Here is a 19,626-nt window from a genome sequence, read left to right on the forward strand (position 1 = left end):
AAGGGAGAAATTGAGGAAAAAGGGAGGTTTCCCCCCATGCGCTGTCCCGTGACGTTGCCGAACGAGAGCGAACGCCTGAGTGCGCTCTCCGAATACGGTTTCGATGACGAGAGCCTGCTGCCCAGCCTGGACCCGGTGGTGCAGATTGCCATACGCATGTTCGGCATGCCGGTCGCGGCAGTGAACATGATCGGTAGCGACCATGTGTTCTTCGCCGCCGCCACCGGCATTGGCGAGGTTGACATGGGCCGCGATGTTTCCTTCTGCGCCCATGCCATCGCCCAGGATGGCGTGATGGTGGTGGGAGACGCCAGCCGCGACGAGCGTTTCCACGACAACCCCCTGGTGACGGCGCCCAACGGCGTGCGCTTCTATGCCGGCGTGCCGCTGCTGTCGGTGCAGGGGCAGCCCCTGGGGGCGCTGTGCGTGATCGACAGCCAGCCCCACGAGGACTTTTCCCCCCAGGACCGTGAACGCCTGGTCGAACTGGCGCGCATGGCCTCGGACCGGCTCGAGTTGCGCCGCATCGAAGTGGCCTCGTCGCGCACCCGGCCGCTGTTCGAGGAGTACGCCGGCACTTCGCCGACGCCGGTGGTGTGGTTCGACTGCTGGGGCGAGATCGCCGCCTGGAACGAAGCGGCGGCCAACCTGTTCGGCTATGACCTGGCCGAAGGCAGCGGCCAGGCCTTCGAGTTGCTGCTGCCCGAGCCCCAGCGCGCGGCGTTTCGCGCCCTGATCAACGGCGCCAGCGATGCCACGTCCCTGGACGGCATGGCGGTGCCGGGGGAGATCGCCGGCCTGCGCAAGGACGGCTCCGAGCTGTCCCTGGGCCTGACGCTGTTCAGTTGGTCGGAGCGGGGCAAGCTCAAGTTCGAAGCCGTGCTCAAGGACCTCACCGCCCAGCACCAGGAAGAGGAAGCGCTGCGCCAACTGGCCAGTGTCGACGTGCTCACCGGGCTGGCCAACCGCGGCCAGTTCTACCGGCGCACCGAGGACATTCTGGTGCAGTCGCGCCCGGCGGCGGTGCTGATGATCGACCTGGACGGCTTCAAGGACGTCAATGATTCGCTTGGCCACGCCGTGGGCGACGGCATCCTGCGCCAGGTCGCGCAGCGCCTGGACCGGCTGGCTACCGCCGGCGCCACCGTGGCGCGCATCGGTGGTGACGAGTTCGCCATCCTCGAGCCGAACCTGCTTTCCCCCGAGCACGCCATGCGTTTCGCCCAGGCGGTGATCGCCAGCATTGCCGAGCCGATCATCATCGACGCCCACGAAGTGCGGGTCGCCGCCAGCTGCGGCGTGGCGCTGGCTCCGCTGCACGCCCAGGAGGCCCTGGAGCTGGTGGGCGACGCGGATCTTGCGCTGTTCAAGGCCAAGAGCAGCGGGCGCAGCCATGCCTTCGTGTTCGTCCCGGCGCTGAAGATGGAAGCCGCAGCGCGGCATCTCTACGGCATGGAGTTGCACCGCGCCGTGGCCAACGGCGAGTTCCTGCTGTTCTACCAACCCCAGGTCAGCCTGCGCGATGGCTCGCTGCGCGGCGCCGAGGCGCTGATCCGCTGGCAGCACCCGCAACGCGGCCTGCTGTCGCCGGCCGCGTTCCTGCCCTCGCTGGAGGGCGGGCCGCTGGCGGCCATCGTCGGCGCCTGGATTCTCGATGAAGCCTGCGCCCAGGCGGCCTATTGGCGGCGCAATGGCGCGCCGGACCTGCGCATGGGCGTGAACCTGTTCGGCGCGCAGTTCCGCATGGGCAACCTGGTCACCCAGGTCCTCGAGGCGCTGGAGCGGCACGGCTTGCCGGCGGAGGCGCTGGAGCTGGAGATCACCGAGAACATCGTGCTCAACCACGACGACACGGTGCTCAGCACCTTGCAGAGCCTGCGCTCCTACGGCGTCGGCATCGCCTTCGACGACTTCGGTACCGGCTACGCCTCGCTCAGCCTGCTCAAGACCTACCCGCTCTCGCGCATCAAGGTCGACCGCACGTTCGTCATCGGCATGCTGGAGACCCAGCAGGATCTGTCGGTGATTCGCGCGATCCTCGACATGGCCCGCAGTTTCGACCTGGAGACCATTGCCGAGGGCATCGAGACCTCTGCCCAGCGTGACCGCCTGCGTGTCGAACGCTGTACCGAAGGGCAGGGCTACCTGTTCGCCAAACCGATGCCGTCACTGCAGTTCGAGCAGCTCTACGAAATCGGTACGCGCAAGGTCGGCTCCGCCTGAGGGGCGGATTTTCCGCAGCGGCATTGACCGCGCAGGGCGAAATCGCTCGAAACGGGCGATATCGACCTGCAAAACGCTTTCCTCCTTGGCCCAGCGCTGTCTACCCTGTAGGACATATCGCCGCTCTGCGACTTCTCTGTGAGAAGAGAGCCTGTAAGAAGAGCAGGGGCAAATCGTCCGACGGCAGAGCGATAACACGACAATAGAGATCGCGGGCTTCTAAGGAGCGCAGATGGCGGAAGGGAAAAAGGGCAGCATGGGGTTCTGGAGCTGCACCGCGCTGGTGATTGGCAACATGGTGGGCTCGGGGGTGTTCCTGCTGCCATCGAGCCTGGCGGCGTTCGGCGGGCTCAGCCTGTTCGGCTGGCTGGTGTCGAGCACCGGGGCGGTGATCCTGGCCTTTACCTTCGCCCGACTGGCACGGCTCAACCCCGGCGCCGGCGGACCCTACGCCTATACGCGGGATGGCTTCGGCAGCTTCGCCGGCTACCTCTGCGCCTGGACCTACTGGAAGGCCGCGTGGATCGGCAACGCCGCCATCGCCGTCACGCTCGTGGGGTACCTGCGGGTGTTCATGCCGGCACTTGCCGACCCGCTGCTGATGGTCGCCACCGCGATCGGCGCGATCTGGCTGTGCACCCTGATCAACCTGCGCGGCATCACCGCCTTCGCCGTGGTGCAGAACAGCCTGACCGCCCTCAAGCTGATCCCGCTGCTGCTGGTGGGCATCCTCGGCTGGTTCCATTTCAACCCCGACTACCTGACCATTCCCGCACCCAGCGAACTGCCGGGCATGGGCTATGCCCAGGCCATCGCCACCACGGCGGCGCTGACGCTCTGGTCGTTCATCGGCCTGGAGTCGGCGACCGTGCCGGCGGACGATGTGCGCGATCCGAAGAAGACCATTCCCCGTGCCACCTTGTTCGGCACCCTGGCCGCGGCCGCCGTGTACATCCTGTCGATCACCGCCGTGCAGGGCCTGATGCCGCCGGAAGTACTGGCCAAGTCCACCTCGCCGTTCGCCGACGCCGCGCGCATCCTGCTGGGCGACTGGGGCTACTACCTGGTGGCCGGCGGCGCGGTGATCGCCTGCCTGGGCGCGCTCAACGGCTGGGTATTGCTGCAGGGGCAGATCCCGGTGGCGCCGGCCCGCGACGGGCTGTTCCCCGAGTCCCTGGGCAAGCTCAACAAGAACGGTGCGCCGGCCAATGGCCTGCTGTCGTCTGGGCTGCTGGTCACTGCCCTGGTGATGGTCGATGGCCACGGCGAACTGGTGGAGGTGTTCAACGTCATCATCCTGCTCGGCACCATGACCGGCGTCGTTCCCTATGCCTTCTGCACCGCCGCGCTGCTGCAACTGCTGGCGGTGAAGCCGGAGTCCTTCTCGCCGCGCTCGCGGCCGCAGGTGCTGGCCATCGGTTGCCTGGGCTTCCTCTATTCCCTGTGGGCGCTCTATGGCACCGGGCAGCAGGCGATCTTCTGGGGCTTCCTGGTGCTGATGGCGGGTATCCCGATGTACACCTGGCGGCAATACCGCAACCGCGCCCAGGGGCTGCCGCTGACGGCGGGTGACTGAGAGCTGCGAACGCCGCGTTCCAGCCAGATCAAGCACTTGATGGGCGAATGGCGAGCGGATTCGCCGCCGATGCCGTGGCCTGTGTCACAGACCGCGGCATCGACTTTTGGTCTTGCCTTGTTATAGTGGCGCGATGCCAAAATTCTGTGCTCCACGCGAATAAACGACACATAAGAACTGTTGGCCCGGGCTCCAGCGGCAGCGCGCCGCACCCAGATGAGAAGCAGGGCAATCCCGAGGACCTTTCCCGTGACCGAATACAAAGCCTTCCGCGTTGAACTGGCGGACAAGATCGCCCATGTGCAGATCAACCGCCCGGAAAAGCTCAACGCGATGAACGCCGATTTCTGGAAGGAAATCATCGAAATCTTCCAATGGGCCGATGAAACGGATGAAGTCCGCGTCGTCGTCCTGAGCGGCGCCGGCAAACACTTCTCCGCCGGCATCGACCTCGCCCTGCTGGCCCAGGCCGCCAGCCACCTGGGCAAGGACGTCGGCCGCAACGCCCGCGCCCTGCGCAAGACCATCCTGCAGCTGCAGGGCTCCTTCAACGCCGTGGACAAGTGCAGCAAGCCCGTGCTCGCGGCCATCCAGGGCTACTGCATCGGCGGCGGCATCGACCTGATTTCCGCCTGCGACATGCGCTACTGCAGCGCCGATGCGCAGTTCTCCATCAAGGAAATCGACATGGGCATGGCCGCCGACGTCGGTACCCTGCAACGCCTGCCGCGCCTGATCGGTGACGGCATCATGCGCGAACTGGCCTATACCGGGCGCAACGTCGATGCCGAGGAAGCCCGGCGCATCGGCCTGGTCAACAGCGTCTACGCCGACCACGCCGCGCTGCTGGACGGTGTGATGGGCCTGGCCCGGCAGATCGCTGCCAAGTCGCCGATCGCCATCCGCGGCACCAAGGAAATGATCGGCTACGCCCGCGACCACCGCGTCGAGGACGGCCTGGAATACATCGCCACCTGGAACGCCGCCATGCTGCAGTCCGCCGACCTGCAGGCCGCGATGATGGCGCACATGAGCAAGAAGACCCCCGAGTTCGCCGATTGATGTCCGTCCACTCTTCTTGCGCGCAGGAGGCGCACTAGGCCGATGGTTACTGGAGCCACGTCCCTCAGTCTGGTCCGCGACGAGCTGTTCGCGACGATGGAGGAGGCCGAGCAGAATCTCGAGCACTTCATCGCCGAGCGTCAGAACGGCAGCCTGCTGCAACATTCCGTCGATTGCCTGAGCCAGATTCGCGGCACGCTGAATCTGATCGAACTGGCGGGCGCCGAGCTGCTGGCGCAGGAAGCGCTGGACCTGGCCACCGACATCCCGGCAGGCGTCAGCGAAGACCGTGACGGCCAGCTGGCCGCGCTGGGCAACGCGCTCTACGTGCTGCGCCGCTACCTGGAAAACCTCGAGGCGCACCGCCAGGAAATCCCCGAACTGCTGCTGCCGGCGATCAACGACGTGCGCCAGGCCGCCGGCCAGCCCGCGCTGCCGGAAAGCTTCTTCTTCAGTGCGCGCCTGGACCTGCCGCGCCCGCTGCGTGCGGTCACCGTGCCCCAGGTGGAAGACCCGGCCCGTGAAGTCCGCCGCCTGCGGCAGATGTACCAGGTGGGCCTGGTGGGGCTGATCCGCGAACAGAATCTCTACCCCAGCCTCAAGCTCATGGGGCGTGCGTTGGGCAAGCTCGACGTGCTGCTGGGCAGCGCCGCGCGCACCCGCCTGTGCTGGGTCGGCGCCGGCGCGCTGGAGGCGCTGGTGGACGCGCAGATGCTGCCGCGCAAGACGCGCAAGCAGGTGTTCGCGCGCCTGGACCGCGAGCTCAAGCAACTGATCGCCAATCCTCAGTACGAAGCGCCGCGCCAGTTGCTCAAGGAACTGCTCTATCTCATCACCCTGGCCGATACCAGCGGCGTGCGCGCCAGCGAATTGCGCCAGGTATTCGGCCTGACCCCGCTGCCGTTCACCGACCACCTGCTCGAAGACGAATCGCAACGCCTGTCCGGCCCCGGTCAGTCGGTGATGCGCTCGCTGTCGGTGGCGATCCGCGAGGAGCTCACCGCGGTCAAGGACCAGCTCGACCTGATCGAGCGCGGCGTGTCCCAGGCCGATGCGCTGGGCCTGCTGCACACCCAGCTGGGCAAGCTGGCCAAGACCCTGGGCATGGTCGGCCTGAACTCCGCCGCCACCTCGCTGCAGCACCAGCACGGCGTGGTCGCCGGCTGGGTCGCCAAGGGGGCGGTGGACGACCCGGCCTCGCTCAACGCGCTGGCTGACGCGCTGCTCTACGTCGAGAGCATGGTCGGCAACCTGGAGCGGGGTGAGCGCTTGAGCGCGCGCCCGACGCCGGTGGGCGAGGACGATTCCTTCGCCGTGCACCAGCTCGCCGAAGCGCGCATCGTGGTGATCGACGAAGCCCAGGCGGGGCTGGCGCTGGCCAAGCGCGCGATCACCGCGTACCTGGAATCCAACGGCGACAAGCTGCACCTGGCCAACGTTCCGGTCAGCCTGCAGGCGGTGCGTGGCGGCCTGTGGTTCCTCGGCCAGGAGCGTGCGGCATTGCTCGTGGGCGCCTGTGCCGATTACATTCAGGGGCAGATGATCGAGACGACCCAGATGCCGTCCGAGCAGATGCTGGAGACCCTGGCGGATGCGCTGACTGGCCTGGAGTACTACCTGGAGGGTGGAGCGATGATGCGGCCTGAAGGCCAACCCGACGTCCTGGACGTCGCCAGCGAGAGCGTCAAGGCCCTGGGCCTGACGGTGGCAGCCTGATGCGCACCGGACGCTGGGAATCCGCGATGTTCGAGGTGGCGGCCAACGGTGGCTGGGCGCTTGCCCACTGCCAGCAGCAGTTCCTCGCCGACAGCAACGGCGTGCTGTTCCCCCGGGACTGGCTCAAGCGCCAGGACCTGTCGGTGCTCTCCGAGCACGCCGTCGGCCAGTTCGACGGCGAGCCGGTGTACCTGCTGGAGATCGACCGCACCGACCCGCTGGAAGGCGCCAGCTGGATCGGCCTGCGCCAGTTCATGATGCAGGCCGAGGAAGACATCTTCGCGATGCTCGGCTTCGCCAGCCAGATCGGCATCTGGTGGCGGCAGAACCGCTTCTGCGGCAGCTGTGGCCAGCCCAACCTGCGCATGCCCCGTGATCGCGCCATGCACTGCGAGAGCTGCGGCATCCAGCGCTACCCGCTGCTGTCGCCGAGCATGATCGTGCTGGTGACCCGCGGCGATGAAGTGCTGCTGGCGCGTTCGCCGCGCTTCGTGCCGGGGATGTACAGTACCCTGGCCGGCTTCGTCGAGCCCGGCGAGTCGGTGGAGCACTGTGTCGCCCGCGAGGTGCGCGAAGAAGTGGGCGTGGAGATCGGCAATATCCGCTACATGGGCAGCCAGCCCTGGCCGTTCCCCCATTCGCTGATGTTCGGCTACCACGCCGAGTACGTCAGCGGCGAGATCGTCATGCAGCCGGACGAGATCGAGGATGCCCGCTGGTTCCACGTCGACGAGTTGCCGCGCCTGCCGGCCGAGCGTTCCATTGCGCGTTACCTGATCGAGGTCTACCTGGCGCGCCGCGCCGGTCGCCCCGATCCTGTCCTGCCCGGCGGCGCCTGACCCAGGCGCCGCGCCGTTCTGCCGACGCGCAGCGGATCGTAGCCGGGGTCTCAGGCTGCGGCGCTAAACCAGTGCTGCCAGGCCAGGCGCACGGTCAGCGCCAGCACCACCAGGATGAACACCGGACGGATGAACTTGGCGCCGCCGCCAATAGCCGTGCGTGCGCCGAAATAGGCGCCGATCATCAGCGAGCTGCCCATGCACAGGCCCATCAGCCAGACCACCTGACCCGAGGCGATGAACACCGCCAGTGCGACGATGTTGCTGACGAAGTTCATGCTGCGCGCCACGCCGCTGGCGCGGACCAGGTCCAGCGGGTACATCAGCAGGCTGCTGACGGTCCAGAAGGCGCCGGTGCCGGGGCCGGCCACGCCGTCGTAGAAGCCCAGGCCGAGGCCCTGCGGCCACTGGCGGCGCTGGGCGATGCGCGGGGTGGCGTCCAGCGGGGCTTCCGGTGTCTTGCCGAACAGCAGATACAGGCCGCAGCCGAATACCACCACCGGCAGCATGCGGTTGAGCCACTCTGCCGGCATCAAATGCGCGGCCCAGGCGCCCAGCGCGGCGCCGATGGCGGTGGCGATCAGGCCGTTGCGCCACTGACGCGGCTGGAACAGTTTGCGCCGGTAGAAGGTGTAGCTGGCCACGGCGGCGCCGAAGGTCGAGCTGAGCTTGTTGGTGCCCAGCGCCAGGTGCGGCGGGACGCCCGCGGTGAGCAGGGCCGGGATGGTCAGCAGGCCGCCGCCGCCGGCGATGGCATCGATGAAACCGGCGAGGAAGGCGACGCCGGCGAGAATGACAAGGGTGGTCGGGTCTACGACGAGTTCGAAGGGCATTGGGTTGGCCTTGATCGGGGGCCCGCACCGCCGCTCCTGGGTAAAGAGCCGGTGGCATGGGAAACGTTAACGGACCCGAAAGCTGCGACGGTCTGGCTGGCCGCGCAGGTACGCGGTGCGCATAATGCCGGCATTTCTACGAGGAAGGAAATCATTCGATGCAGTACGACGGTCTGGCCTGGGTCGTTGCCTTCGTGGCGCTGTTGGCCCTGGTGGTAGCCGCCCGCATTCTGTTCGACCGTCACTGGTTCCTCGGCTGGCTGCGCGGCACGGTGGGGTTGCTGTTCGTCGCCATCGCCGCGTTGGTGGCCTTGGTGGCGTGGGATCTGCGCAGCTATGACCCGCTGCCGGCCGAGCGCCCGCTGGCGACCCTGAGCTTCCACAAGGCTGCTGAGCAACGCTTCGAGGTCACCCTGTTGCAGGGTAATGACGAGCGGCGCGTCGAGTTGGCCGGCGACCTCTGGCAGCTGGACGCACGCGTGCTGGAGTGGAAGGGCCTGGCGCGGCTGATCGGCCTGGCGCCGGGCTACCGCCTGCAGGACCTCAGTGGGCGCTTCCTGGCGGTGGAGCAGCAGAGCCTGGGGCGCAAGGTGGCACTGGCGGACGAGGTGCCGGGTGTCGACCTGTGGCGCTGGCTGCGTGACGGCCAGCATGACCTGCTGACCTTCGTGCCCAGGGCCGGGCGAGTGAATTACCTGCCGATGGCCGACCAGGCGGTATTCGCCGTGCGCTACGGAGCAGGCGGGCTGACCGCCGAGCCGATGAATGCGGCGGCGAACCAGGCCCTCAAGGAGTGGCAGTGACATTGTAGGAGCGAGCTTGCTCGCGAACCGCACGGCACCCTGAAACTTCAGCGTGAAGCAGGTTCGCGAGCAAGCTCGCTCCTACGAAGAGCCAATCCTTGCCAAAGAAAAAGGGAGCCCATCGGCTCCCTTTTTCGTCGCTACGCCAGCGCTTAGGCGAGGAAGCCGCCGTCCACGTTCAGCGTCACGCCGGTGGTGTAGCTGGAGGCGTCGCTGGCGAGGTACAGCACGGCGCCGGCCATTTCGCTCGGGTCGGCCACGCGCTTGAGCGGGATGCGCTGCAGCGCGACGTTGCGGATCGCATCGTTGCTCACCAGCGCCGAGGCGAACTTCGTGTCGGTCAGGCCCGGCAGCAGGGCGTTGCAGCGGATGTTGAACTGCGCGCATTCCTTGGCGAAGACCTTGGTCATGCTGATCACCGCGGCCTTGGTCACCGAGTAGATGCCCTGGAATTCGCCCGGGGTGACGCCATTCACCGAGGCCACGTTGATGATGCTGCCGCCACCGTTGGCCTTCATCAGCTTGCCGCCTTCGATGGACATGAAGTAGTAGCCGCGGATGTTCACGTCAACGGTCTTCTGGAAGGCCGACAGGTCGGTGTCCAGCACGTTGCAGAACTGCGGGTTGGTGGCGGCGTTGTTCACCAGGATGTCCAGGCGGCCGAACTGCTCGCGGATCTGCGCGAAGACGGCCTGGATCTGCTCCATCTCGCCGATGTGGCAGGCAATCGCGGTGGCCTTGCCGCCGGCGGCGACGATGTCGTCAGCCACGGCCTGGCAGCCATCGATCTTGCGGCTGGAAACGATGACGTGGGCGCCCTGTTGGGCCAGCAGCTTGGCGATGGCCTCGCCGATGCCGCGGCTGGCGCCGGAGACGAAGGCGATCTTGCCGTCGAGGTCGAACAGTTGGGTCTTGGACATGGGAGTTTCCTTGTTATGTGACACGCCTTACAGGCGGGACTTGCCGATGACCTGCAGGCTCACCTGTTCCAGCAGCTTGTTGGCGTGGATGAAGGTGGCGAAGCGCTTGTCCTGGGTCTGGCCGTGGAAGAAGCGGTAGTAGATCTGCTGCATGATGCCCGCCAGGCGGAACATGCCGTAGGTGTAGTAGTAATCGAGGTTGTCGATCTGGATGCCGGCGCGCTCGGCGTAGTAGTCGGCGAACTGCTGGCGGGTCAGCATGCCCGGCTCGTGGCTGGGCTGGCGGCGCAGCATCTGCATCGGCTGTGGGTCGTCCGCCTGGATCCAGTAGGCGAGGGTGTTGCCCAGGTCCATCAGCGGGTCGCCGATGGTGGTCATCTCCCAGTCGAGCACGCCGATGATCTGCATCGGGTTGTTCGGGTCGAGGATGACGTTGTCGAAGCGGTAGTCGTTATGGACGATGCCCGGCTTGTGGTGGTCGGCCGGCATCTTCTCGCGCAGCCACACCTTGACCTGCTCCCAGGCCGGCGCGTCGGGCGTCAGCGACTTCTCGTAGCGATCGATCCAGCCGCCGATCTGGCGCTGCACGTAGCCCTCGGGCTTGCCCAGGTCACCCAGGCCGCAGGCGTTGTAGTCGACGTTGTGCAGTTCGACGAACTTGTCGATGAAGCTCTTGCACAGCGCGGTGGTCTTGTCGGCGTCGAGGTTCAGTTCCTTGGGCAGCTCGCTGCGCAGGATGATGCCGTTGACGCGCTCCATGACATAGAACTCGGCGCCGATCACCGATTCGTCGGTGCAATAGGCGTAGGCCTTGGGGCAGTAGGGGAAGCCGTCGTTGAGCTGGTTCAGGATGCGGTATTCGCGGCCCATGTCGTGGGCCGACTTGGCCTTCTTGCCGAACGGCGGACGGCGCAGGACCAGTTCCTGGTTGTCGTACTGGATCAGGTAGGTCAGGTTCGAGGCGCCGCCGGGGAACTGGCTGATGCGCGGCTGGCCCTGCAGGCCGGGAACGTGGTCCTTGAGGTAGCCGTCGATCACGGCGGCATCGAGTTCTTCGCCTTCGCGGGAGCGGATGGTCTGGTCGGTCAACGACATGCTGGTCCCTTTTTATCTAGGAGCTCGTCTTGTACTGGCTTGTACGAATCGTCCCGCAAGGGCCCAGGGCTCCTGGCGAGGTGCGCGCAGGCCGGCGTCGGTCTCATGCCGGGTGAAGCGTGGCAGGATCAGGCAAAGCAATGATGGCGCCGGGTGATCATTGGCTAATCTAATGTCCGCCTCGGCCCGTCACAAGCGCACGCAGCCGTTATTGGTGTTCGTGTTGCACCCCGATCAGGCTGCCTGATCCGGGCCCGGCCAAGGCGTGCGGGCATAAAAAAACCGGAGCCATGGACTCCGGTTTTTCGTGCGGCGCGGGCAGGTTTTCCTCGGATCAGACCGGGAACAGTTCGCCCAGCTTCATCGCCAGCATCATGTCGCCTTCGGCGCGCAGCTTGCCGGCCATGAAGGCCTGCATGCCGTCGGTTTCGCCGCTGGTGATACCCTTGAGGGTCTCGCTGTCCATGATCAGGGTGACGTTGGGGGACTCGGCGTCGCCCTGTACGACTTCGCAGGTGCCGTCCTTGACGACCAGGTAGTGGTTGTCGCCGTCTTCGATGTTGAACTGGAACACCAGATCCAGGCCGGCGGCCGCGCTGGCGTTGAACTTGCTCTTCATGGTGGAAACGATGTCAGCAACACTCATGGTTCTATTCCTTTTCTAGGTTTTCTCGCGCGACGCATGCGTCGCAATGGGCCGGCACTCAACGGTAGGTGATGAGTTCCGGCGCCCTCAACAGTTCCAGATGCACGTGACTGTTGAAGGAAGCCAGGGCCACTTCGCTGCCGCGGAACTTCAGGCGGTTGAGCGAGGTGTTGACGATCTGCCAGTTGAGTTCGAAGGCGTTGAGCGCAGGGATGCCCGTCACCTGCTGGAGCACCGCGGTGATGGTGCCGCCGGAGGTGAAGACGCCGATGTTGTCCTTGCCGCTGGCCGATTCCAGCAGGCGCTTGAGGCCGCCGTGCACGGTGTCGAGGAACTCGGCCCAGCTCACCAGGCCGTCCTTGTCGTGGTCGCCGGAAACCCAGCGGGCGATCACGGTGGAGAACAGGCGCTGGAACTCGGCGCGGTGGTCGGCCGCGTTGCGCATGATGTGCAACGCCTGCGGTTCGATTTCCAGCAGGTCCGGCAGGTGCGCGCGGATCACCGCGTCGGCTTCGAATTCGTTGAAGGCGGAATCGATTTCCAGGGCTGGCGTTTCGATCCCCGCTTCGTTCAGCCGGCCCATCACCGCTTCGGCGGTGTGGCGCTGGCGGCGCAGGTCGCCGGCGACGCAGCGGTCGAAGCGCAGGCCGAGGCTGGCCAGGTGCTCGCCGAGTATTTCCGCCTGGCGTACGCCGGTGGCCGAGAGCACATCGTAGTCGTCGGCGCCGAACGAAGCCTGGCCATGTCGAATCAGGTAGATGCTTCCCACGCGCAGTATCCCGGCAGGGCTGAAAGTTCCGGCGAGGTTATGAGGATCACCTGGGGCTGTCAACGAAAAAACATACGCTTGTTTGAATGGCATTCGCTGGACTGATGCAGCGGTTTGCCAGCGCTGGTGGCGGGCCTGCGGCGTGGGTATGCTTGCGGGATTCGCTGCGCTCGCCTGGCGGGCTCGACCAGAATTGCAAAAGGGGAAGTGAGTGGAGTTTCTAGCGGATTACGCGGGTTTCCTGGCCAAGACCTTCACCGTCGTGGTGGCCATCGTCATCGTCCTGGTGGTGATCGCCGCACTGCGCGGCCGCGGTCGTCGCGGCGGCAGCGGACACCTGGAGGTGCACAAGCTCAACGACTTCTACAAGGAGCTGCGTGAGCGCCTGCAACATAGCGTATTGGAAAAGGCCAAGCTCAAGGCCCTGCGCAAGTCCGAGGCGAAAAACCTGAAGGACGCGAAAAAGAAGAAGGGCGGCGAGAAGAATCGCGTGTACGTGCTCGACTTCGATGGCGACATCAAGGCCTCGGCCACCGAGCAGCTGCGCCATGAAGTCACCGCGCTGCTGACCCTGGCCACCCCGCGCGACGAGGTGGTGCTGCGCCTGGAGAGCGGTGGCGGCATGGTCCACGGCTACGGCCTGGCCGCTTCCCAGCTGGCGCGCATTCGCCAGGCGGGCGTGCCGCTGACCGTGTGCGTCGACAAGGTCGCCGCCAGCGGCGGTTACATGATGGCCTGCATCGGCGAGCGCATCCTTTCCGCTCCCTTCGCCATCCTCGGCTCCATTGGCGTGGTGGCGCAGTTGCCCAACGTGCACCGCCTGCTGAAGAAGCACGACGTCGATTTCGAAGTGCTCACCGCCGGCGAGTACAAGCGCACCCTGACCGTGTTTGGCGAGAACACCGACAAGGGGCGCGAGAAGTTCCAGGAAGACCTGGAAACCACCCACGAGCTGTTCAAGCGCTTCGTCGTTCACTACCGCCCGCAGCTGGCCATCGATGAAATCGCCACCGGCGAGGTCTGGCTGGGCCAGGCAGCGCTGGGCAAGAAGCTGGTCGACGAACTCAAGACCAGTGACGAGTACCTGGCCGAACGCGCCCGCGAGGCGGATGTCTACCAGCTCAGCTACGTCCAGAAGAAGTCCCTCCAGGAGCGCTTCGGTGTGGGCGTCAGCGGCGTGATCGACCGTGTGCTGGTGACCTGGTGGGATCGCCTGGGCCGCAGCCGCTTCTGGCAATGATTGTCGTCGGGCGCCGGGATCGCGCCCGTTCCAAATTCGAAAGAGGAGGGTCGAGATGAGTGCATTCAAGGCGTTGTGGGTCACGGAAAGCGCACATGGCGTGTATGACCTGCAGGTGGCCGAGCGGCAGGTTGCCGATCTGCCGGCGGGTGAAGTGCTGGTGCGGGTGAAGTATTCGTCGCTGAACTACAAGGATGCGCTGTCCGCCAGCGGCAACCGAGGCGTCACCCGCAAGTACCCGCACACGCCCGGCATCGATGCCGCCGGCGTGGTGGAAGAATCCTCGGTTGCCGAATTCGCCGCCGGCGACGAAGTCATCGTCACCGGCTACGACCTGGGCATGAACACCCCGGGCGGCTTTGGCCAGTACATCCGCGTGCCGGCGGCGTGGCTGATCAAGCGCCCGCAGGGCCTGTCGCTGCGCGAGTCGATGATTCTCGGCACCGCCGGCCTGACCGCCGCGCTGTGCGTCGACAAGCTGGAGCGCGCCGGCGTAACGCCGTCCGCCGGCCCGATCCTGGTCACCGGCGCCACCGGCGGCGTAGGCAGCATCGCGGTGATGCTACTGGCGCAACTGGGCTACACCGTGGCGGCCGCCACCGGCAAGCTGGAGCAGGCCGAACTGCTGAACCGCCTCGGCGCCCGGCAGATCCTCGACCGCGCCACCGTCTCCGATGGCGTCGACAAGCCGCTGCTGCGCGAGCAGTGGGCCGGCGCGGTGGACACCGTGGGCGGCGACATCCTGTTCAACGTGGTCAAGTCGCTGCAATACGGCGGCAGCGTCGCCTGCTGCGGCCTGACCGCCGGCGCCGCCTTCAAGGCCACCGTGCTGCCCTTCATCCTGCGCGGCGTGAACCTGCTGGGCGTGGACTCGGTGGAGCTGCCGCTGGTGGTCAAGGCGTCCATGTGGGACAAGCTGTCCCTGCAGTGGAAGCTCGACAACCTCGAAGCGGCGGTGCGCGAAGTCAAGCTCGACGACCTGCCGGCCGCCATTCACCAGATCCTCGCCGGCAAGCTGGTTGGGCGGGTGCTGGTGACGCTGGACTGATCCTTCGTTCGATACCCGAGCCGGGCCCGGGCGTCAGCCCAGGTCCGGCAGCAGGTAGCCCGCCCACAGCGAATCGGCGAACTGGCGCCGGAAGAAGCCGAAGTGGCCGATGCGTTTCACGCCGATGTCCTCCGGGGCGATTCTCTTCAGGGTCTTCGGCGAGCCGCGGTAGAAGCCGTGCAGCGATTCGGTGTTGCGCCCGGACATCATCTCGTCGTCGGTGAAGGAGAGGGAGGTGATGGGCGTGCGCACCGAGGAGTACGCCGCGCGTACTGCGCCACCTTCCGCGCCCACGGCGTACTCCGGATTCAGGCACCAGCGCCGCCATTGCTCGATCACCCCGCGCGGCAGGTCGCCCACCACGCCCAGGCGCTTGCCGGGGAAATAGCCCAGCAGCGGCGTGATCGTCGGCGCCAGCAGATACCAGAGCAGCCAGGCCTTGTGCCGCAGCCCCTGGGTGTTCTCGCGCCAATAGCCGCTGCCGGTGGCGATGGTGAAGGCGCGGTGGATGCGCTCGGTGCCGCGCACGAAGGGCAGGATCTGCCCGCCCAGGCTGTGGCCGACCCAGAACACGGGCCGCTCGCCGGCAGCCTCGACCACGGCGTCGAGCATCGCGCTGCAGTCGTGGTTGCCCCAGGCCAGTATGTCGATATCCAGCTCGCGCAGATGGCCGGCGCGGGAGGTGCCCATGCCGACGTAATCGAAGGTCACCGTCAGGAAGCCGCGCTCGGCCAGCCAGGTGGCGAAGGCCGCATAGAAGCGCTGTTCGACACCCATGGCAGGGACGATCAACACCGCTCCGCGCGCTTCGCCGGGCGGGTAGTACCAGTGGCTGGAGAGGCTGTGGCCGTTGCCGTTGTCCAGCGGACGGGGGAGCGGGGTGATCATGGGCTTGTCCCTCAGGCCTGGCTGACGTACATGGTGATGTCGGCGCGGAATACCTTCTTGTCGCCCACATAAGCCAGCACCGGCACGACGATGTCGCCGTCCTGGTTCCAGTCGATGGCACGGCCGTCGGCCACGGCGCGAACATCACCCTCGGCCTTGGCCAGGTATTCGACCGTCATGCCGCGGGGAATCCAGCGGCGGCCCTTGGGGATCGACACGTCAGTCATGGTCCCGGCGGCCAGTTCGGCCGCGTTGCACAGCGCGATGGCGTGCACCGTGCCGATGTGGTTGAGCACTTCGCGGCGCTTGGGGAAGGTGACTTCCGCATAGCCGGGGCGCAGTTCGACGAACTGCGGGGCGATGCTGGCGAAGTAGGGGGCGACCTGCCCGATCATGGCGCTGAACTGCGCGGGGCCGGCCTGCTGGTACATCTGCATCATCTGACTCATGGCAACTCCGGGGAAAGCGGATTGAAGATGGATGCGCGCCCAGGCAGTATACGAAGATTAGAAAGTAATTCTAGAAAAATATTCTAGAATTATGTTCGAGCGGTTTTTCCCATAGGAACCACATGGCCCGACCTTCCCGCAAAGACGACATCCTCCAGGCCGCGCTGGCCTGTTTCAGCGAATCCGGCGTGGACGCCACCACCATCGAGATGATCCGCGACCGCTCCGGCGCCAGCATCGGCAGCCTCTACCATCACTATGGCAACAAGGAACGCATCATCGGCGCGCTCTACCTGACGGGCGTCGGCCAGTACGCGGCATTGCTCGATGCCGGCTTGCAGGAGGCGAAGAGCGCGGAGGCGGTGGTCAAGCTGTTCGTCACCTCTTATGTCGACTGGGTCTCGGCCAACCCGGAGTGGGCGCGCTTCATCCTGCACAGCCGTGGGCGCGTCGAGGCGGGGGAGATGGGCGAGGAACTGCGTGAGGCCAACCGCCAGCAGGGCCGGCGTATCGCCGAGTTACTGGCCGAGCACCGCAAGGCGGGGGCGTTCAAGGCGCTGTCGGCGGAGCTGTTCAATTCCGTGGTGATCGGCCCGACCCACGACTATGCCCGCAATTGGCTGGCGGGGCGCACGCGGGTGGACCTGATCGACTGCCGCGAGCAACTGGCGCAGATTGCCTGGGAGAGCGTGCGGGCCTAAGCGCTTTCGCAGGTGCGGACCTTGTCCGCGAAATCCCGGCCATGCTGAAGCGCTTCGCGGAGAAGCTCCGCTCCTACGACAGCCATTCGTGCCCCTGAGGTGGCGTGCGGCTGCACCCTGTAGGAGCGAGCTTGCTCGCGAACGAGTTCACCGGCGGCGCTGAAGCTGGGCGGGTTCGCGAGCGAGCTCGGGCTTAAGCGCTTTCGTAGGAGCGGACCTTGTCCGCGACATCCCGGCCTTGCTGAAGAGTTTCGCGGAGAAGCTCCGCTCCTACCAAAGCCGTTCGTGCCCTTACTGAGGTGGCGTGCCGCTGCACCCTGTAGGAGCGAGCTTGCTCGCGAACGAGTTCACTGGCGGCGCTGAAGCTGGGCGGGTTCGCGAGCAAGCTCGCTCCTACGAAGATCAAACGCAGAAACGAAAAAGCCCCGCAGTGCGGGGCTTTTTCCTGTCGCTGGATCAGGCCGGCTGGCGGCGACGGAACAGCGGTTGCGGCTGGGTCACCGAGGTCTGGTAGACCTCGCTGAAGTCGTCCAGGCCGGCCAGCGCTGCGTGCGGGTCGCGGTCGGCGCGGATGGCATAGGCGTCGAAGCCGCAGCTCTGCATGAAGAACAACTGGTCACGCAGCACGTCGCCGATGGCGCGCACTTCGCCCTGGTAGCCGAAGCGCTCGCGCAGCAGGCGCGCGGTGCTGAAGCCGCGGCCGTCGGTGAAGGCGGGGAAGTTCACGGCGATGACCTTGAAGTTGTCGAGGTCGCCGGCGATGGCTTCGGGCTCTTCGTCCGCGTCCAGCCACACGCCCAGGCCGCCGTCACGGCCGCGCAGGGCGGGGCCGTGTTCCAGCCACAGGTTCAGCGGGATGATCACGTCGTCGCAGTTGGGCACGGTCTCCAGGGTCGCGTCCTTGGGCAGCAGGTGCCAGCGGTCGTCGACGACCTCACGGTGCTTAATGATTCGCTGCATATACGCGCTCCTTGAAGGGGTCGATGCCGATGCGACGGTAGGTATCGAGGAAACGTTCCTCTTCGGTGCGCTGTTCCACGTAGACGTTGATGATCTTCTCGATCACGTCGGCCATCTGCTCCTGGGCGAAGGACGGGCCGAGGATCTGCGCAAGGCTCGCCTCGCGGCTGGCGCTGCCACCAAGGGAAACCTGGTAGAACTCCTCGCCCTTCTTGTCCACGCCGAGGATGCCGATGTGGCCCACGTGATGGTGGCCGCAGGCGTTCATGCAGCCGGAGATGTTCAGGTCGATCTCGCCGATGTCGAACAGGTAGTCCAGGTCATCGAAGCGGCGCTGGATGGCTTCGGCCACCGGGATCGACTTGGCGTTGGCCAGCGAGCAGAAGTCGCCGCCCGGGCAGCAGATGAGGTCGGTCAGCAGGCCCACGTTAGGGGTGGCGAAACCGTTCTCGCGCAGTTCGCCCCAGAGGGTGAACAGCTGCGCCTGCTCGACGTCGGCGAGGATGATGTTCTGGTTATGGCTGTTGCGCACTTCGCCGAAGCTGTAGCGGTCTGCCAGGTCGGCGACTGCGTCCAACTGCTTGTCGGTGATGTCGCCAGGCGCCACACCGGTGGGCTTGAGCGACAGGGTCACGGCGACGTAGCCGGGCTTCTTGTGGGCGAAGGTGTTGCGGCTGCGCCAGCGGGCGAAGCCGGGGTGTTCGGCGTCCAGCTGGGCGAGGGCGGCGTCCTGGTCTTCCAGGGCCTTGTAGGCCGGGTCGACGAAGTGGGCGGCCACGCGCTGCAGTTCGGCCTCGGTCAGGGTGCTCGGGCCGTCCTTGAGGTGCGCCCATTCGGCGTCGACCTTCTGGGCGAAGACTTCCGGGGTCAGCGCCTTGACCAGGATCTTGATGCGCGCCTTGTACTTGTTGTCCCGACGGCCATAGCGGTTGTACACGCGCAGGATGGAGTCCAGGTACGACAACAGGTGCTGCCACGGCAGGAATTCGTTGATGAAGCTGCCGACGATCGGGGTACGGCCCAGGCCGCCGCCGACCGAAACACGGAAGCCCAGCTCGCCGGCTTCGTTCTTCACCGCTTCCAGGCCGATGTCGTGCACCTCGATGGCGGCGCGGTCGCTCACGGCGCCGTTGACGGCGATCTTGAACTTGCGCGGCAGGTGGGCGAATTCGGGGTGGAAGGTCGACCACTGGCGGATGATCTCGCACCAGGGGCGCGGGTCCACGAGTTCGTCGCGGGCGACGCCGGCGAACTGGTCGGTGGTGGTGTTGCGGATGCAGTTGCCGCTGGTCTGGATCGCATGCATCTGCACGGTGGCCAGCTCCGCGAGGATTTCCGGCACGTCTTCCAGCTCCGGCCAGTTGTACTGGACGTTCTGGCGGGTGCTGATGTGCGCGTAGCCCTTGTCGTAGTCACGGGCGATCTGCGCCAGCTTGCGAACCTGCCGGGAGGACAGCAGGCCGTAAGGCACGGCCACCCGCAGCATGGGCGCGTAGCGCTGGATGTAGAGGCCATTCTGCAGACGCAGCGGGCGGAATTCCTCGCCGGTCAGTTCGCCCGCCAGGTAGCGGCGGGTCTGATCGCGGAACTGCTTGACGCGATCCTCTACGATCCTTTGATCGTATTCGTCATATACGTACATGAATCATCCTGCTGTCAGGCTTATAGCGCTCGGGGGCGTACTGCGTTTCCCAGCGCGCACGGCAACGCGCTCCACGCGGAGTGGGGCGCACGATACCAGTTCGGGAATATGCGCAAAAGTGATGTTTGAATATATGGGGAGAACTTTCTGATCTAAGCCGCGCCGGGCCTGAAGCCCAGGCGCGACGGGAGATGGAGCGCGGATGAATGCGCCGCT

Annotated in this window: 18 protein-coding genes; 9 read left to right on the forward strand and 9 right to left on the reverse strand. The window is 66.0% G+C overall.

Going from position 1 to position 19,626, the window contains the following annotated elements:
• The first annotated feature begins 36 nt into the window (after positions 1 to 36).
• The 5 genes from ACNFIA_RS20750 to nudC all read left to right on the forward strand — a co-directional run bounded on the left by ACNFIA_RS20750 (position 37) and on the right by nudC (position 7,416).
• Entirely contained in the window at positions 37 to 2,223 is a 2,187-nt protein-coding gene (locus tag ACNFIA_RS20750; RefSeq protein WP_416788242.1) for a putative bifunctional diguanylate cyclase/phosphodiesterase, read from the forward strand.
• A gap of 232 nt (positions 2,224 to 2,455) precedes the next feature.
• Positions 2,456 to 3,799 (forward strand): amino acid permease, encoded by a 1,344-nt coding sequence (locus tag ACNFIA_RS20755; protein WP_416788244.1) that lies wholly within the window; start codon positions 2,456 to 2,458, stop codon positions 3,797 to 3,799.
• 249 nt (positions 3,800 to 4,048) lie between these two features.
• Positions 4,049 to 4,861, forward strand: coding sequence for a crotonase/enoyl-CoA hydratase family protein (locus ACNFIA_RS20760; RefSeq protein WP_259754213.1), 813 nt, complete (start codon positions 4,049 to 4,051; stop codon positions 4,859 to 4,861).
• A gap of 42 nt (positions 4,862 to 4,903) precedes the next feature.
• Positions 4,904 to 6,577, forward strand: a complete 1,674-nt coding sequence (locus tag ACNFIA_RS20765; protein ID WP_259754214.1) for a ferrous iron transporter B — start codon at positions 4,904 to 4,906, stop codon at positions 6,575 to 6,577.
• Positions 6,577 to 7,416, forward strand: a complete 840-nt coding sequence (gene nudC, locus ACNFIA_RS20770) for an NAD(+) diphosphatase (RefSeq protein WP_259754215.1) — start codon at positions 6,577 to 6,579, stop codon at positions 7,414 to 7,416. The genes ACNFIA_RS20765 and nudC overlap by 1 nt, the downstream gene beginning before the upstream one ends.
• Before the next feature lie 50 nt (positions 7,417 to 7,466).
• On the opposite strand, the gene ACNFIA_RS20775 is transcribed toward nudC, so the two are convergent.
• Complete coding sequence (locus ACNFIA_RS20775; RefSeq protein ID WP_416788248.1) at positions 7,467 to 8,249, reverse strand: TSUP family transporter; 783 nt, start codon at positions 8,247 to 8,249, stop codon at positions 7,467 to 7,469.
• A 158-nt stretch (positions 8,250 to 8,407) separates the two neighbouring features.
• Between ACNFIA_RS20775 and ACNFIA_RS20780 the strand changes: the two genes are divergently transcribed.
• Positions 8,408 to 9,052 (forward strand): hypothetical protein, encoded by a 645-nt coding sequence (locus tag ACNFIA_RS20780; protein ID WP_416788251.1) that lies wholly within the window; start codon positions 8,408 to 8,410, stop codon positions 9,050 to 9,052.
• Between the two features lie 152 nt (positions 9,053 to 9,204).
• Here ACNFIA_RS20780 and ACNFIA_RS20785 read toward each other — a convergent pair whose 3' ends face one another.
• The 4 genes from ACNFIA_RS20785 to ACNFIA_RS20800 form a co-directional block, all read right to left on the reverse strand.
• Positions 9,205 to 9,972, reverse strand: coding sequence for an SDR family oxidoreductase (locus tag ACNFIA_RS20785; RefSeq protein ID WP_259754220.1), 768 nt, complete (start codon positions 9,970 to 9,972; stop codon positions 9,205 to 9,207).
• A gap of 27 nt (positions 9,973 to 9,999) precedes the next feature.
• A complete protein-coding gene (locus ACNFIA_RS20790) occupies positions 10,000 to 11,067 on the reverse strand; it encodes a phosphotransferase family protein (RefSeq protein WP_416788254.1) in 1,068 nt (355 codons plus the stop codon).
• Positions 11,068 to 11,401: 334 nt separating this feature from the next.
• A complete protein-coding gene (locus tag ACNFIA_RS20795) occupies positions 11,402 to 11,713 on the reverse strand; it encodes an SCP2 sterol-binding domain-containing protein (RefSeq protein ID WP_017519529.1) in 312 nt (103 codons plus the stop codon).
• Positions 11,714 to 11,771: 58 nt separating this feature from the next.
• Entirely contained in the window at positions 11,772 to 12,482 is a 711-nt protein-coding gene (locus ACNFIA_RS20800; protein WP_416788257.1) for a histidine phosphatase family protein, read from the reverse strand.
• Positions 12,483 to 12,693: 211 nt separating this feature from the next.
• Between ACNFIA_RS20800 and sohB the strand changes: the two genes are divergently transcribed.
• Together sohB and ACNFIA_RS20810 are read left to right on the forward strand one after the other, a co-directional pair.
• Complete coding sequence (gene sohB, locus ACNFIA_RS20805) at positions 12,694 to 13,722, forward strand: protease SohB (protein WP_416788260.1); 1,029 nt, start codon at positions 12,694 to 12,696, stop codon at positions 13,720 to 13,722.
• 55 nt (positions 13,723 to 13,777) lie between these two features.
• Positions 13,778 to 14,770: a YhdH/YhfP family quinone oxidoreductase gene (locus ACNFIA_RS20810; protein WP_416788263.1), complete on the forward strand. Its 993-nt coding sequence runs from the start codon at positions 13,778 to 13,780 to the stop codon at positions 14,768 to 14,770.
• A 33-nt stretch (positions 14,771 to 14,803) separates the two neighbouring features.
• On the opposite strand, the gene ACNFIA_RS20815 is transcribed toward ACNFIA_RS20810, so the two are convergent.
• Together ACNFIA_RS20815 and ACNFIA_RS20820 are read right to left on the reverse strand one after the other, a co-directional pair.
• Positions 14,804 to 15,658: an alpha/beta fold hydrolase gene (locus tag ACNFIA_RS20815; RefSeq protein ID WP_416788266.1), complete on the reverse strand. Its 855-nt coding sequence runs from the start codon at positions 15,656 to 15,658 to the stop codon at positions 14,804 to 14,806.
• 11 nt (positions 15,659 to 15,669) lie between these two features.
• On the reverse strand, positions 15,670 to 16,107 hold the full coding sequence (locus ACNFIA_RS20820) for a hotdog fold domain-containing protein (protein WP_259754227.1): 438 nt from the start codon (positions 16,105 to 16,107) through the stop codon (positions 15,670 to 15,672).
• A 122-nt stretch (positions 16,108 to 16,229) separates the two neighbouring features.
• Here ACNFIA_RS20820 and ACNFIA_RS20825 point away from each other — a divergent pair, with 122 nt between their 5' ends.
• Positions 16,230 to 16,808 carry a TetR/AcrR family transcriptional regulator gene (locus ACNFIA_RS20825; protein WP_416788268.1) on the forward strand — a complete coding sequence of 193 codons (579 nt, stop codon included), beginning with the start codon at positions 16,230 to 16,232 and terminating at the stop codon, positions 16,806 to 16,808.
• A gap of 456 nt (positions 16,809 to 17,264) precedes the next feature.
• Here ACNFIA_RS20825 and ACNFIA_RS20830 read toward each other — a convergent pair whose 3' ends face one another.
• Positions 17,265 to 17,768, reverse strand: coding sequence for a DUF934 domain-containing protein (locus ACNFIA_RS20830; protein WP_416788270.1), 504 nt, complete (start codon positions 17,766 to 17,768; stop codon positions 17,265 to 17,267).
• A complete protein-coding gene (locus ACNFIA_RS20835; RefSeq protein ID WP_416788272.1) occupies positions 17,752 to 19,410 on the reverse strand; it encodes a nitrite/sulfite reductase in 1,659 nt (552 codons plus the stop codon). Before ACNFIA_RS20835 ends, ACNFIA_RS20830 begins: the two co-directional genes overlap by 17 nt.
• Positions 19,411 to 19,626 lie beyond the last annotated feature (216 nt).

It is taken from the genome of Pseudomonas sp. NY15437, assembly GCF_048068435.1.
Lineage (GTDB): Bacteria > Pseudomonadota > Gammaproteobacteria > Pseudomonadales > Pseudomonadaceae > Pseudomonas > Pseudomonas nitroreducens_B.

What these genes read in the sequence shown, in the direction of transcription:
- ACNFIA_RS20835 (WP_416788272.1), bottom strand. Translation starts at nt 19,410, where the DNA reads ATGTACGTATATGACGAATACGATCAAAGGATCGTAGAGGATCGCGTC.
- ACNFIA_RS20830 (WP_416788270.1), bottom strand. Translation starts at nt 17,768, where the DNA reads ATGCAGCGAATCATTAAGCACCGTGAGGTCGTCGACGACCGCTGGCAC.
- ACNFIA_RS20820 (WP_259754227.1), bottom strand. Translation starts at nt 16,107, where the DNA reads ATGAGTCAGATGATGCAGATGTACCAGCAGGCCGGCCCCGCGCAGTTC.
- ACNFIA_RS20790 (WP_416788254.1), bottom strand. Translation starts at nt 11,067, where the DNA reads ATGTCGTTGACCGACCAGACCATCCGCTCCCGCGAAGGCGAAGAACTC.
- ACNFIA_RS20780 (WP_416788251.1), top strand. Translation starts at nt 8,408, where the DNA reads ATGCAGTACGACGGTCTGGCCTGGGTCGTTGCCTTCGTGGCGCTGTTG.
- ACNFIA_RS20755 (WP_416788244.1), top strand. Translation starts at nt 2,456, where the DNA reads ATGGCGGAAGGGAAAAAGGGCAGCATGGGGTTCTGGAGCTGCACCGCG.
- ACNFIA_RS20775 (WP_416788248.1), bottom strand. Translation starts at nt 8,249, where the DNA reads ATGCCCTTCGAACTCGTCGTAGACCCGACCACCCTTGTCATTCTCGCC.
- ACNFIA_RS20810 (WP_416788263.1), top strand. Translation starts at nt 13,778, where the DNA reads ATGAGTGCATTCAAGGCGTTGTGGGTCACGGAAAGCGCACATGGCGTG.
- ACNFIA_RS20825 (WP_416788268.1), top strand. Translation starts at nt 16,230, where the DNA reads ATGGCCCGACCTTCCCGCAAAGACGACATCCTCCAGGCCGCGCTGGCC.
- ACNFIA_RS20795 (WP_017519529.1), bottom strand. Translation starts at nt 11,713, where the DNA reads ATGAGTGTTGCTGACATCGTTTCCACCATGAAGAGCAAGTTCAACGCC.
- ACNFIA_RS20765 (WP_259754214.1), top strand. Translation starts at nt 4,904, where the DNA reads ATGGTTACTGGAGCCACGTCCCTCAGTCTGGTCCGCGACGAGCTGTTC.
- ACNFIA_RS20785 (WP_259754220.1), bottom strand. Translation starts at nt 9,972, where the DNA reads ATGTCCAAGACCCAACTGTTCGACCTCGACGGCAAGATCGCCTTCGTC.
- nudC (WP_259754215.1), top strand. Translation starts at nt 6,577, where the DNA reads ATGCGCACCGGACGCTGGGAATCCGCGATGTTCGAGGTGGCGGCCAAC.
- ACNFIA_RS20815 (WP_416788266.1), bottom strand. Translation starts at nt 15,658, where the DNA reads ATGATCACCCCGCTCCCCCGTCCGCTGGACAACGGCAACGGCCACAGC.
- ACNFIA_RS20750 (WP_416788242.1), top strand. Translation starts at nt 37, where the DNA reads ATGCGCTGTCCCGTGACGTTGCCGAACGAGAGCGAACGCCTGAGTGCG.